This window comes from Phenylobacterium sp. (assembly GCF_036723115.1).
Taxonomy (GTDB): Bacteria; Pseudomonadota; Alphaproteobacteria; order Caulobacterales; family Caulobacteraceae; genus Phenylobacterium.
Genome location: NZ_DAIMHV010000064.1, coordinates 2052 through 15242, shown reverse-complemented (window position 1 = coordinate 15242; position 13191 = coordinate 2052). Strand labels below are relative to the sequence as shown.

Annotated in this window: 13 protein-coding genes; 7 read left to right on the top strand and 6 right to left on the bottom strand. The window is 68.5% G+C overall.

Translation table 11 applies throughout. The features are described 5' to 3' along the window. Window positions 1-858, top strand: an 858-nt coding sequence (gene mnmA, locus V7D28_RS08525) for a tRNA 2-thiouridine(34) synthase MnmA (protein ID WP_333586953.1), incomplete at its 5' end; no start/stop codon positions are given. Here the strand turns inward: mnmA and V7D28_RS08520 are convergent. Then, window positions 855-1862 (bottom strand): saccharopine dehydrogenase NADP-binding domain-containing protein, encoded by a 1008-nt coding sequence (locus V7D28_RS08520; RefSeq protein WP_333586952.1) that lies wholly within the window; start codon window positions 1860-1862, stop codon window positions 855-857. The two genes, mnmA and V7D28_RS08520, sit on opposite strands and share 4 nt — an antisense overlap. Before the next feature lie 94 nt (window positions 1863-1956). Continuing rightward, entirely contained in the window at window positions 1957-2568 is a 612-nt protein-coding gene (locus V7D28_RS08515; RefSeq protein ID WP_333586951.1) for a peptidylprolyl isomerase, read from the bottom strand. A gap of 200 nt (window positions 2569-2768) precedes the next feature. On the opposite strand from V7D28_RS08515, the gene V7D28_RS08505 reads away from it, so the two are divergent. Then, on the top strand, window positions 2769-3917 hold the full coding sequence (locus V7D28_RS08505) for a DUF1428 family protein (RefSeq protein ID WP_442957912.1): 1149 nt from the start codon (window positions 2769-2771) through the stop codon (window positions 3915-3917). 8 nt (window positions 3918-3925) lie between these two features. Here the strand turns inward: V7D28_RS08505 and V7D28_RS08500 are convergent, their stop codons facing one another. Together V7D28_RS08500 and V7D28_RS08495 are read right to left on the bottom strand one after the other, a co-directional pair. Beyond that, a complete protein-coding gene (locus V7D28_RS08500) occupies window positions 3926-4471 on the bottom strand; it encodes a GNAT family N-acetyltransferase (protein ID WP_333586950.1) in 546 nt (181 codons plus the stop codon). Further along, window positions 4468-6570 (bottom strand): S9 family peptidase, encoded by a 2103-nt coding sequence (locus V7D28_RS08495; protein WP_333586949.1) that lies wholly within the window; start codon window positions 6568-6570, stop codon window positions 4468-4470. Before V7D28_RS08495 ends, V7D28_RS08500 begins: the two co-directional genes overlap by 4 nt. Window positions 6571-6744: 174 nt before the next feature. Here V7D28_RS08495 and V7D28_RS08490 point away from each other — a divergent pair, with 174 nt between their 5' ends. Next, window positions 6745-7581, top strand: a complete 837-nt coding sequence (locus V7D28_RS08490; protein WP_333586948.1) for a trypsin-like serine peptidase — start codon at window positions 6745-6747, stop codon at window positions 7579-7581. 70 nt (window positions 7582-7651) lie between these two features. Here V7D28_RS08490 and V7D28_RS08485 read toward each other — a convergent pair whose 3' ends face one another. Both V7D28_RS08485 and V7D28_RS08480 read right to left on the bottom strand, forming a co-directional pair. Beyond that, window positions 7652-8098, bottom strand: coding sequence for a MaoC family dehydratase (locus tag V7D28_RS08485; RefSeq protein ID WP_333586947.1), 447 nt, complete (start codon window positions 8096-8098; stop codon window positions 7652-7654). A 100-nt stretch (window positions 8099-8198) separates the two neighbouring features. After that, on the bottom strand, window positions 8199-9737 hold the full coding sequence (locus V7D28_RS08480; protein ID WP_333586946.1) for an acyl-CoA synthetase: 1539 nt from the start codon (window positions 9735-9737) through the stop codon (window positions 8199-8201). 150 nt (window positions 9738-9887) lie between these two features. Between V7D28_RS08480 and V7D28_RS08475 the strand changes: the two genes are divergently transcribed. The 4 genes from V7D28_RS08475 to V7D28_RS08460 form a co-directional block, all read left to right on the top strand. Beyond that, window positions 9888-10781 (top strand): crotonase/enoyl-CoA hydratase family protein, encoded by an 894-nt coding sequence (locus V7D28_RS08475; RefSeq protein ID WP_333586945.1) that lies wholly within the window; start codon window positions 9888-9890, stop codon window positions 10779-10781. Window positions 10782-10834: 53 nt separating this feature from the next. Then, window positions 10835-12049 (top strand): DUF2336 domain-containing protein, encoded by a 1215-nt coding sequence (locus tag V7D28_RS08470; protein WP_333586944.1) that lies wholly within the window; start codon window positions 10835-10837, stop codon window positions 12047-12049. A 218-nt stretch (window positions 12050-12267) separates the two neighbouring features. Beyond that, the gene (locus V7D28_RS08465) at window positions 12268-12687 is read left to right on the top strand and encodes a MucR family transcriptional regulator (protein ID WP_333586943.1); all 420 of its coding nucleotides are present in this window, start codon (window positions 12268-12270) and stop codon (window positions 12685-12687) included. A gap of 172 nt (window positions 12688-12859) precedes the next feature. Continuing rightward, a partial coding sequence (locus V7D28_RS08460; protein WP_333586942.1) for a PAS domain-containing protein occupies window positions 12860-13191 on the top strand: 332 nt, incomplete at its 3' end.

The following is a 13191-nucleotide window of genomic DNA, read 5'->3' as shown; positions in this document are numbered from 1 at the left end:
GAGGACTTCGCCGACGCCTATCTGCGCGGCGAGACGCCGATCCCCTGCGTGCGCTGCAACCAGACCGTCAAGTTCCGCGACCTGCTGGACGTGGCCCGGGACCTGGGGGCCGAGGCTCTGGCCACCGGGCATTATGTCCGCCGCGCTGCCGGCGGCAATCGCCCGCGGCTGGAACGCGCCGTCGATCCGACCCGCGACCAGAGCTACTTCCTTTTCGCCACCACGCCCGAGCAGCTGGATTTCCTGCGCTTCCCCCTGGGCGGCCTGCCCAAGAGCGAGGTGCGCCGGGTGGCGGCGGAACTGGGGCTGGCGGTGGCCGAGAAGCCCGACAGTCAGGACATCTGCTTCGTGCCGGAAGGCCGCTACACCACGGTGATCGACCGCCTGCGTCCGCAGGGCGCCGAGCCGGGCGACATCGTCCATATGGACGGGCGGATCCTGGGCCGGCACGAGGGCGTGACCCGCTACACCATCGGCCAGCGCCGGGGGCTGAACATCGCCGTGGGCGAGCCGCTGTTCGTCGTGCGGATCGACGCCGACCGCCGCCAGGTGATCGTCGGCCCGCGCGAAGCCCTGCTGACCGCGGCCCTGACCCTGAAGGAAGCCAATTGGCTTGGAGAATCCGCCAGCCTCGAGGCTGCCTGCGCTGAGGCTCGCCCCGTGCTGGCCCGCGTCCGCTCCACCCGTGAACCGGCGCCGGCCCGCCTGGCCCTGGTGGACGGAGAGCCGGGCCTGATCTTCGACGCGCCCGAGGAGGGCGTGGCGCCGGGCCAGGCCTGCGTGCTCTATGCGCCGGAGGATCCCGACCGGGTCCTGGGCGGCGGCTTCATCGCCGCGACGAAGCCCGCCCTCATCTAGGCGTCCAGGACGGTCTTGAGCCGCGCCTCGCCCAGGCCCTCCAGAAGGGCTCTGGCCGGCGTCGCCTGGCTGGGCGCCAGCACCCCCGACAGCTCTCCAGCGACCAGGGCCTCCGCCAGGGAGACGGCCAGGGGGGCGGTGATGGCGTAGATGTCCTGGCCCGCCACCCAGCCGCGGCGGACCTGATCGCCGCGCCGCACCTCGCAATGGGTCAAAAAGGTCTGGGATGATCGTCCCAGGGGGTCGATGGCTTGCGGTCCGCCGGTGTCCGGATCGCGCAACTGCGCCAGGGGCGCGGTCATGAACCAGCTGCGAATGGCGGGGACCGGCAGGTGGCGCGACAGATGGACCATCTCCGTGAAGGGCAGTTCGACGACGTCCTGGTCGTGAAAAGGCGGCGGAAAGCGCCAGGTGCGCGCCTGGGGCGGGGTCGCGATCGGCGCCAGGCGGCCGTCCTGGACGGCCAGGCGCGGGGCGGTGTTGCGGGCGCCGGTGGCGAGCGTGCCAGCCGTGGGCCGCCAGCTGTCCAGGGCGATGGCCAGGTCCAGCTGGTCGGCCCCGTCCCAGTCCCCCAGAACCGCGCTCGCCAGTAGGTCGCCCAGGCCCCCGAAGAAGGCCATGGCCGGAACCACCGCCACCCCGGCCGCCAGCGCCGGGGCGTGGAACCGCTCGACCGTGTCCAGCGCAGAGGCCTGTTCCGCCGTCACGTCGATATAGGGGCGGCGGGCGCGCAGGGCCGCCTCGATCACCGGGGCGGCGGTATCGAGAAACGGCCCGGCGCAATTGATCACCAGATCGCACTGGGCCGCAGCCTCCGTCAGCGCCTTGGCGTCCTGCAGCTCGGCGCTGAAGGTGGGGGTCCCGCGGGCGGCCAGGGCCTGCAGTCGATCGCTGGCCCGGCCCACCGCCAGCACGCCATGACCCCGCGCGGCCAGTTCGCCCAGGACGAAGCCGCCGGTGTGGCCTGTGGCGCCGTAGAGCATCACTTGCAGCTGTCGGGTCATGGTTCCCTCGTCGTTGGGCGTCGAAGCGACCATGCCGGGACCGGGCTCACCGGTCTGGCGGTTTTCGGACGGGGTCGGCCCGGCTGGCGGCGGATCAGGCCCGGCGCATGGTCTCGATCACCACCGGCTTCTTGAGCCACTGGTCCTTCTGGTCGGCGAACTTGGTCTCGCCGCCGGTGGGCTGGGCCAGGATCCTCTGGGCCACTGACAGGCCCGACACCACCTTGCCGAAGGCGGCATAGCCCAGATTGTCTCCCGGTTGGCCGGGCTGGGCGTCCAGGAAGGGCTGGTCCCCCAGGCAGATGAAGAAGGTGTTGGTGGCGGTGCCCGGCGCGAACCGGCCCAGGGATACGGTTCCATGCAGATGCTTCAGCCCGGTCTGGGTGGTGCTCTCATGGCGGATGGGCGCGAAGGGCCGGACGTTCGGACCCGGCTGGGCGACGATGGTGCCTTCGGTGGGCGCCCATTCGGCGCGGGCGGCGCGGAAAAAGGTGGCGCCGTCATAGGCCTTGGCGTCCACATAACGCAGGAAGTTGTTCACGGTCAGCGGCGCCTTGCCCGCCTCCAGCTCCAGGACGATGGTTCCGAGCGCAGTCTTCAGGGTCACGCGCGGCTTGGCGCCCTGGCCCCAGGCCAGCCCCGGCGCCGCGGCCATCAGGCCTGCCCCCAGGATCAGATTGCGGCGGGAAAGGGGGGCTTGGGACATGGGAGGCTCCTGGTGACCGGCGCATGGACTTTAGCCCAAATCGCGCCCGTGATGCGACGGGGCGCATCCCTCGCGCCTGGCCTGCGTGGCGCAATCTCGAAAAAGAGCGCAGGCTGCTGTCGGCGGCCGGCGGTGCGGCGCGTCCTAGGGGACGCCGGGAGAGGGTTTGCTCCCGCAGCCAGGCCCCCAGGAGGCAGAGAATGACCTATGTCGACGGCTTCGTGATCGCGGTCCCCACCGCCAACCGTCAGAAATTCATCGACCATGCGCTGAGCGCTGACGGCATCTTCATCGAGATGGGCGCCCTGCGGGTGCTGGAGTGCTGGGGCGATGATGTCCCCGTGGGCAAGCAGACCGACTTCCGCCGTGCGGTGAACGCCAAGGACGACGAGACCGTGGTGTTCTCCTGGATCGAGTGGCCCGACAAGGCGACGCGCGACGCCGCCATGGCCCGGATGCAGGACCCCTCCAACACCGATCCGCGCATGGACCCCGAGATCAACCCCATGCCGTTCGACGGGGCGCGGATGATCTTCGGCGGTTTCTCCCCCGTCGTGGTGGTGGAGGCGCCGACCACCAACAAGCCTGGCGACTTCCTCTGGTATGAACTGCTGACGACGGACGCGGAGGCCGCCCAGGCCTTCTATGGTCAGATCCTGCCCTGGACCTTCGCCGATTCCGGCCAGGCCGACATGGACTACCGGATCGCCAGCGCCCCCGAACATGACGTGGCTGGGCTGATGGCCATCAATGCCGAGATGGCCGAGCATGGGGCCAAGCCCACCTGGCTGGTCTATATTGCGGTGGCCGACGTGGATCAGGCGGTGTCCGACATCCAGGCCAGGGGCGGCGCCGTTCAGATGCCGGCCATGGACATTCCCATGGTCGGGCGGATGGCCATGGTGGCCGACCCGCAAGGGGCGCCGCTCTATGTGATGAAGGGCTCTGATCCCCGGAAGAGCGTGGCCTTCGCCGATGACCGTCCGCGGGTGGGCCATGCGGCCTGGAACGAGTTGCACACCGCAGACCCGGCCGGCGCCTGGGCCTTTTATGGCGAGACCTTCGGCTGGGTGAAGGACGGCGCGATGGATATGGGCCCGCTGGGCCAGTACCAGTTCATCCGCCATGGGGGCATGATCGGGGCCATGATGGCGACGACGGAGGGCGAGCCGTCGGGCTGGAGCGTCTATTTCCGGGTCGCCGACATCGACGTCGCCCGCCAGGCCGTGGAGGCGGCCGGCGGACAGGTGGTCCAGGGTCCCGACCAGATCCCCGGCGGAGAGTACTCCATGAACTGCATCGACCCGCAGGGCGCAGCCTTCGGCCTGGTGGGCGTCCGCAAGGGCTAAGACGGGGGCTAGACCCCGCTCAACATCAGCCCGGGGGTGTCGGGGGCGCGCTCGGCCCCGCCCCCCAGGGCCTTCTGCATCCAGACGATGTCCACCCACCGGCCGTGCTTGAAGCCGAAGCCCTGGCCCACGCCCTGATGGGTGAAGCCGAGCGCCCGGTGCAGGCCGATGGAGCCGGCGTTCCCGGAATCGCCGATGACCGCCACCACCTGTCGGATCCCCAGGGTCTCGCAGGCCGCGATCACCGCCGATAGCGCCGCGCGCCCCACGCCGCGGCCCTGGGCGCCCGGCGCCACATAGACGCTGTCCTCCACCGTGTAGCGATAGGCCGCCCGCAGGCGGAAGGGTCCGGCATAGGCGAAGCCCAGAACCTGCCCCTGGTCTTCGGCCAGGAGATAGGGAAGGCCGCGCCTGACAATGGCCTCGCGGCGGTCGTTCAGCTCGGCGGCGCTGGGGGGGACCTCCTCAAAGGTCCCCAGGCCGTGCAGAACATGGTGGCCATAGATGTCGGCCAGGGCGTCCATGTCCTCACGCGTGGCGGGACGGATGATCACGCAGCGCTCTCCCCTTGGGTCCAGCCCCGGTCCAGGGCCCAGACGGCGAAGGCGTAGTCCAGGGCGATCTCCTTCAGGAAGTCGAAGCGGCCAGACGCGCCGCCGTGGCCGGCCTCCATATTGATCTTCAGCAGGATGGGCGCCTCGCCCGTGGTGTGCTCGCGCAGCTTGGCCACCCACTTGGCCGGCTCCCAATAGGTCACCCGGGGATCGGAAAGCCCGCCCGTGGCCAGGATCGGCGGATAGGGCCTGGCGGCCACCTGATCATAGGGACTGTAGCTGGCGATGCGGTCATAGGCCTCCGCATCGGTCAGCGGATTGCCCCATTCGGGCCATTCGGGCGGGGTGAGCGGCAGGGTCTCGTCGCTCATGGTGTTCAGCACGTCCACAAATGGGACTGCGGCGATGATCGCACCCCAGAGGTCGGGGCGCATATTGGCCACCGCCCCCATCAGCATGCCGCCGGCCGAGCCCCCATAGGCGGCGATCCGACCTTTGGTCGCCAGGCCCTCGCCGATCAGGTGCTCGGCGCAGGCGATGAAGTCGGTGAAGGTGTTGGTCTTCTTCTCTTTGCGGCCGTCCATGAACCAGCCCCAGCCCTTGTCGGAGCCGCCGCGGATATGGGCCACCGCCCAGATCCAGCCCCGGTCCACCAGGGACAGGTTGCGGATGGAGAAGGCCGGCTCCATGGCGTGGCCATAGGAGCCGTAACCGTAGAGCATCACCGGCGCCGAGCCGTCGAGGGGCGTATCCTTGCGCATCAGGAGGGTGATCGGAACCTCGGCGCCGTCGCTGGCCCGGGCGCTCATCCGCCGCGCCACATAGGCCGAAGGATCGTGGCCAGACGGCACCTCCTGGGTCTTGCGCAGGGTCCGCGCACCGGTGGCCATGTCGTAGTCGAACCACTGCCGGGGCGTGGTGGGGGACTGATAGACGAAGCGGGTGAGCGTGGTGTCGTATTCCAGCCCGCCTTCCAGGTGCAGGGCGTAGGCCTCTTCATCGAAGGCGATGACATGCTCGGCGCCGGCCCGGTCCAGGATCACCAGCCGGTCCAGGGCGTTGACCCGCTCGGCCCGCACCAGGTGGTGGGCATAGGCCGCAAAGCCGGTGATGAAGCGCCCGGCCTCATGCGGAATCAGGTCGCGCCAGGTGTCCCGGGAGGGGCGGGGCGCGTCGGACTGACAGATCTTGAAGTCCACCGCGCCGTCGTCATTGGTGCGGATCAGCCAGCGGTCGGTCCAGTGGTCGAGCTCATAGCGCACGCCTGGCCGGCGGGGCTCGGCGCAGATCGCCTCGGCGGTGGGCTCGGCGGCCGGGATCATCCAGAGCTCGGTGGTCTCCTGATTGCCGGAATGGATCAGGATGAAGGCGTCGTCCGAGGTCGCGCCCACGCCGAGGAACATGCCTTCGTCCGCCTCTTCATAGACCAGCACGTCCTCGCCGCCCCGGGCCGGGCGGCGGAAGACCTTGGCGGGGCGTGCGTTCTCATCGCGCCAGATCCAGAACAGCCATTGGGAGTCGGGAGAGAAGACGAAGTCGCCGTAGGCGCTCTCGATGGGCGCGCCCAGAATCTCGCCGCTGGCCAGGTCGCGGACGCTGATGGTGTAGTACTCCGCCCCTTGGGTGTCGGCAGCCCAGGCATAGAGGGCGTGATCGGGGCTGTGGCTGGCCGCGCCCACCTGGAAGAAGGCCTTGCCGCGGGCCATGGCCTCTTCGTCCAGCAGGATGTCCTCGCCCACCTCGCCGCCGCGGGGCCTGCGGGCGCGGATCGGGTGCTGGGCGCCGGTCTCGTAGCGCACATAGTATTCCCAGGGGCCGTCGGGCGCCGGAACGGTGGCGTCATCCTCCTTCACCCGGCCCTTCATCTCGGCGAACAGGGCGGCCTGCAGGGCCTCGGTGCCTGCCAGCAGGGCGGTGGTGTAGGCGTTCTCAGCCACCAGATGGTCGCGGATATCGCTGCGCAGACGGGCGGGATCGCGCAGCACCTGCTGCCAGTTCTCGTCCTTCATCCAGCCATAGTCATCCACCCGGCGCCGGCCGAGCTGTTCGAGGGTCTGAGGGGCCTTGCGGGCGGCGGGGGGCGAGGGAAGCGTGCTCATCTGCGCTAGATGCGCGCTTCGAAGGCCAGGCTCAAGCGGTGGAAGGTCGCCCGACCCACACGTGGCCCACACGCGGCGTTTGGGCGCGCTGAATCACGGCCTCTTGGCTTGAAGGGGGGCGAGCGGTCTGATTCACTGGCCCCACGTCGGGACCAGTGTGAGTAAGGGGCGTAGATGATCGCGGATCTTGCCGTCGAGCTGATCCACGCCACGGTGCAGATTGAGCAGCCGCTGGGGGATGGAACGCGCACGGTGGGGACCGGGTTCCTCATCAATGCGCCGACACTGGATGGTCAGCCTCGCACCGTGCTGGTCACCGCCAACCATGTGCTGCAGCGCATGCCCAACGCCCAGGCCCGCATCGGCTTCCGCATCGCCAACCCCGACGGCAGCTGGCGCTACGCCCCGCAGAAGTTCGAGATCCGCGACGCCGACGGCGCGCCCCGCTGGACCAAGCATCCCAGCCGCGACGTGGCCGCCATCAGCATCTCTGCGCCGGAGGAGTTCGCCAAGGCCGCCATCCCCACCGACTGGCTGGCCGGCGAAGAGACGTTCTCATCCTATTCCGTGGGGGCGGGCGACCAGATGATGGCCCTGGGCTTCCCCCGGGGGCTGTCGGCCAATCCGGCGGGCTTCCCCATTCTGCGGGCTGGGCGGGTGGCTTCCTTCCCGCTGGCGCCGGCGGCGGCCTTCCCCACCTTCCTGCTCGATTTCACCGTCTTTCCGGGCAATTCCGGCGGGCCGGTCTTCATGGCCGAGGGCGCCCGGCGCAGGCCAGGCGCGCCGGAGAGCCAGGAGGTGCAGTTCATCGCCGGCCTGCTCACCCAGCAGGTGGAACTGAACAATGAGCGGCTGGAGATCGGCATCGTCACCCACGCCCGCTATATCCGCGAGACGCTGGCCCTTCTGGACAATCCCCTGGCGGAGGTGACCGTCGCGGCCGCTGGCGAGGCCCAGGTGGGCGGGGCCAAGGCCGCCTCGGCCTTGGAAGCGGTCTCAGACGACTATTGAGGCGGGCGCTTCAACGAAAAAGGGCCGCGTCGCCGCGGCCCTTTCCAGGTGTCACGCCTGATCGCCGGGATCAGGTGTAGACCACCGAAATCGTCTCGGCGATGCAGGCCGGCTTGGCCTCGCCCTCGATCTCGATGGTGCATTCGTTCTTGATCTGCATGCCGCCGGCCTTGGGCTCGGCGCCGATCAGCTTCTGACGCATGCGCACGCGCTTGCCCACGCGAACCATGTTGATGAAGCGGACCTTGTCGGAGCCGTAGTTGATCCCGCGCGTCACGCCCTTGATGGGCAGCATGCCGGCGCCCAGGAAGGGGATCAGCGACAGGGTCAGATAGCCATGGGCGATCGGGCCGCCGATTTCCTTGGTGGCGCGCTCCACGTCCACGTGGATCCACTGATGGTCGCCGGTGGCCTCGGCGAACTGGTTCACCCGCTCCTGCGAGATCTCCACCCAGTCCGACACGCCGACTTCCTGACCCACCAGACCGGGCAGGTCCTTCAATTCCACCGGGTTCATCGCTTGCTCCCTAAAGGCTTGAACAGGTGTTTGGGTCTAGCACGCGCCGCGCCCCCTGCAAGGGCGCGCGGGTCGAAAGCGGGCGGGGGCCCCGCGCGGCTCAGACGATCTTGGAGCCTTCCTTGCCCCAATAGGCGTCGCGGATCAGGCGCTTATAGAGCTTGCCGGTCGGGTGGCGGGGCAGCTCGGCCATGAAGTCGATCTGGCGGGGGGACTTCACGTGCGAGAGGTTGGCCCGGCAGAAAGCCATCAGCTCCTGGCGCAGCTCATCAGAGCCCTCCTGCCCGTCCAGAGGCTGGATCACGGCCACCACCTTCTCGCCCATCTCCTCGTCGGGGGCGCCGACCACTGCGGCGTCGGCGACCTTGGGGTGGGTGATCAGCAGGTTCTCGACCTCCTGCGGATAGATGTTCACCCCGCCGGAAATGATCATGAAGCTCTTGCGGTCGGTGAGGTAGAGGAAGCCCTCTTCGTCCACCCAGCCCACATCGCCCAGGGTGGTCCAGCCGTGCTGGTTGGTGTTCTCGGCGACCTTGTCCGGGGCGTTGTGATAGCTGAGCGGCGCGCCGCCGGCGAAATAGACCACGCCCTCGGTGCGGGGGGGCAGGGGTTCGCCGTCCTCGCCGCAGATCTTCACCTCGGCGGTGGTGCCCTTGCCCACCGAGCCCTTGTGCGTCAGCCAGTCGTGAGGGCCGATATGGCAGAAGCCGTTGCCCTCGCTGCCGGCGTAGTACTCGTGGATGACCGGCCCCCACCATTCCATCATCTGCTCCTTGACGGGGATGGGGCAGGGGGCGGCGGCGTGGACGGCCGACTTCAGGGACGAGAGGTCATAGCGCTCACGCACCTCCGGCGGCAGTTTGAGCATGCGCACGAAGTGGGTCGGCACGAACTGGCCGCAGTCGATGCTGTGCTTCTCGATCAGGGCCAGGGCGTGTTCGGGATCGAACTTCTCCATCACCACCACCGTGCCGCCCAGGCGCTGATAGCCCATGCACCAGCGCAGGGGGGCGGCGTGATAGAGCGGGGCGGGCGAGAGATAGGCGCCGTCAGGCGGAAAGCCGAACATGAGCTCGGCCATCATCGACAGGGCGTTGGGCGCATCGATCGGCCCGCCGGTCAGCGGCGGCTTGATCCCCTTGGGCCGACCCGTGGTGCCCGAGGAATAGAGCATGTCGGCCCCAGCGGTTTCGTCGGCGATGGGCGTCTCCGGCATCTCGGCGCGGGCGGCTTCGAAGCTCTCGTAAGGGGCGCGGGCCGGCCCCACCATGAAGAGCTTCGCCCCTGACGCCAGGGGGGGCAGCTCGTCCACCACCGGGCCGACGCCCGCCGAGGTGATCAGCGCCTTCGCCCCGCAGTCCTTCATGATGTAGTCGATCTCGCCCGCGGTCAGCTTGGACGAGATGCAGGCGAAATAGAGCCCCGCGCGCTGGGCCGCCCAGGCGACCTCAAAGAAGCGGGGGTGGTTTTCCATCAGTATGGCGATGACGTCGCCGGCCTTCAGGCCCAGCTTGCGGAACAGCTGGGCGCCCTGGTTCGATCGCGCCTCCAGCTCGCCATAGGTCACCGTCTCGCCGGATCCGCCCATGATGTAGGCGGGACGATCGGGATGGGTTTTCGCGTGATGAGACGGATGCATGGACCTGTTTCCTCCAGGCCGCGCCCCTCTTCGTCGGGGGTGTCGGCCAGCCACTAGATGATCACTGTTCAGCTGATGATGGGGTGCTTGACCTCCCGTCCGTCAAGCGGCTCCGATGGCGTTAAACCAGAAAGCGAAAGGGAGACGCCCATGGCCGCCACGACCCTGGCCGCATTCGAGACGATCAGGCTGGAACGGGAGGAGGGGATCGCCCTGCTCACCCTCAACCGGCCGGAGAAGCTGAACGCCTTCAATCCCTTGATGAATCGCGAGCTCATCGCCGCCTTCGACCTGACCGATGCGGATGACGAGGTTCGGGCGGTCATCGTCACCGGGGCGGGACGCGGCTTCTGCGCCGGCGCCGATCTGGCCGGCGGCGGCTCGACCTTCGATTTCGACCGCCGCGACGCCGATCCCCTGGGCCAGCGGATGGAGTCTGGCGTCTATCGCGACGGCGGGGGCCTGGTCTCCCTGCGAATCTTCGAGAGCCTGAAACCCGTCATCGCGGCGGTCAACGGCGCGGCCGTGGGGGTGGGGGTGACCATGCAACTGCCCATGGATTTCCGCCTGGCCTCCACAGAGGCGCGGTTCGGCTTCGTCTTCGCCCGCCGGGGGATCACGCCAGAGGCCTGTTCCTCCTGGTTCCTGCCGCGACTGGTGGGCATGCAGAGAGCCCTGGAATGGTGCTATTCTGGTCGGGTGTTCGGCGCCCAGGAAGCCCTCGACGGCGGACTGGTGCGCTCGCTCCACGCCCCGGAAGACCTGCTGCCCGCCGCCCGGGCCCTCGCGCGGGAGTTCGTGGACAACGCCGCGCCGGTGTCGGTGGCCATCACCCGACAGCTGATGTGGCGCATGGCCGGCGCCGAACATCCCATGATCGCCCACCGGGCCGACAGCCGGGCCATCCAGGCGCGGGGCGCCTCGGCCGATTCCAAGGAGGGGGTCACGGCCTTTCTGGAAAAGCGGCCGGCGGACTTTCCCAACAGAGTTTCCTCGGAACTGCCCGACATCTGGGCTAACTGGAGCGCCCCGCCGTTCGCGTGAGCCGCCGGTTGCAAACCGGAGGTTAACGACCGCGTGGTCCACTGGCGCTCACCATGAGCCAGGCCGCGCCCCTGCCCGACGATCCGCCCCCGCCCCAGTTCCGGGCGCGGGGCGCCTTGTTGCGGCGGTTGGCCGATGTGGTCTGCCTGCCCTCCAGCCGGGTCAACGCCTTTGAACGCTCGGTCACCGCCGATCTGCTGATCGAAGTGCTGCGCGAAGCCACCCCCCAGGACCGGACGCGGGTGGCGCGACGTCTGTCGACGCTCAGCGAACCGCCAGCTCAGCTGGCCCGCATGCTGCTGCGCGATGAGCTGGAGGTCGCACGGCCTCTGCTGACCGATTGCGAGACCCTGTGCGACGCGGAGCTGCTCGACTGCGTCCATATGGGCGGGCCGGACCATCGCAAGCTGGTGGCCCAGCGCAAGGCCCTGCGCGAGGTGGTGGTCGAAGCCCTGGTGGCCTCGGGCGAAATCCCCGCCATGGAGGCCCTGGTGGCCAATCGCGAGGCCCATATCGGCCACGCCGCCCTGGAGGCTCTGGTGGCCATCAGCCGCGACGCCCCGCAACTGGCCGCAGGCCTGCTGCGGCGGCCAGAGCTGCGCCCGGCCCAGGCCTATGTGCTCTTCTGGTGGGCGGACGCCGAGGCGAGGCGGACCATTCTTCAGCGGTTCGCCGTGTCTCGCGAAATCCTGCAGGACGCGGCTGGCGACATCTTCCCCATGGCCGCAGCGGAAGGGTGGCAGGACCCGGTGTCGCGCAAGGCCCTTCAGTTCATCGAGCGTCGCCAGCGCAACCGCGCGGCCATCGAAAAGAGCCCCTTCGCCAGCCTTGAGGCCGCCGTGGCGGCCGCCCAGCATGGGATGACCCGCGAGATCGCCGAGGAGATTTCCTATCTCTCCGGCATGAAGCCCATGACCGGGGCGAAGCTGTTCACCGATCCCGGCGGCGAGCCCCTGGCCATACTCTGCAAGGCGACGGGTCTGCCCCGGGCGGCCATCCGCGCCCTTTGGCGGGGGCTCAGGCGTCCGGAGACGGGTCCTGACGGCGCGGTGCATCCGGCCCTGGACCGGGTGCTGGTCACCTATGACATGCTGGCGGTGGACCGGGCCCAGACTGTGCTGCGCTACTGGAACTGGTCGCTTTCTTCGGCGCTCACCCCCGAGCTTCTGCGAGCAATCCGGGACGGTGACGAGAGCGCGGCGGAGGAATACTCACTGCCCCAGCGCGCCGCCATGCTGGCCTTCTCGGGCGATTTTCACAAAGGCTAGTGTCGAGCCCGGGATTGTCGGCGTCCACTGACGCCGCCTCTCGGATATGTTGCGTCGCGCAACTGGCAGACACCGAACAGCTGTTTCTGGAAAGTCTCTGAAAACTCAATATGACAAGTTCGGGTCTTGTTTCGCACTTCTGTGGCGTTTAAGTAGCGAATAACTGATCTGGGAATCAGATGTTGTAGCGCACAGGCGCGCCAGTCTGGATTTGTGAGATGGACGAAAAAACAGAAGTCATCGAGATGACCGCCGATATCGTTTCGGCGTATGTGGGGAACAATTCGGTCGCCGCGGCCGACCTTCCCAACCTCATCCAGGCGGTGCATCGCGCTCTCGCTGGAATTACGACCGCGCCTGAAGCGGTGGAGGCTCCGCCGAAAGAACCGGCCGTTCCGGTGCGGCGCTCCATCACGCCCGACTATCTGATCTGCCTGGAGGATGGTCGCAAGTTCAAGTCGCTGAAGCGGCACCTGCGCACCAAGTACAATATGAGCCCCGAGGAATACCGGGCCAAGTGGGGCCTGCCCAAGGACTATCCCATGGTGGCCCCGAACTACGCCAAGGCGCGGTCGGATCTGGCCAAGCAGATGGGCCTGGGTCAGGGCGGCCGCCAGGCGGCCCGCAAGAAGCGCTAAGCTTCACGCCGATCCAATTCTGCGACGCCCGCCTTCCCCTTGGGGAGGCGGGCGTTTTCGTGTCAGCACCGGCAAATTAGTCGCAGGGACCGGATTTCGGCTTGCCCCGAAATCGCCATACAGGCGATAAGTGATTCGTCGTGATTCCAAGGGGTTGTTAAGGAATCTGAATATGGCCGCGCAGATTGGAGCTTCGGCGGCGGCCGCCCGCGCCCACGAAGAGATCTATGGATATTGGGCGGGTTTGCGGCGGGGCGCGCGGCTGCCGGCTCGGGGCGATATCGAGCCCGTGGCCCTGAAGCGCCTGCTGCCCACGGTCAGCCTGATCGACGTCAGCCGCGATCCCCTCGACTTCCGCATCCGCCTGGCCGGCACCGGCCTCTACGGCGTCTATGGACGCGAGATCACCGGCCGGAGCCTGACTGACGTCTACAACGCCGCGGCCGCAGACTACTGGCGCTCCGAGCTGAGCGCGGTGGTGGAGGAGCGGCGTCCCGGCGTCGG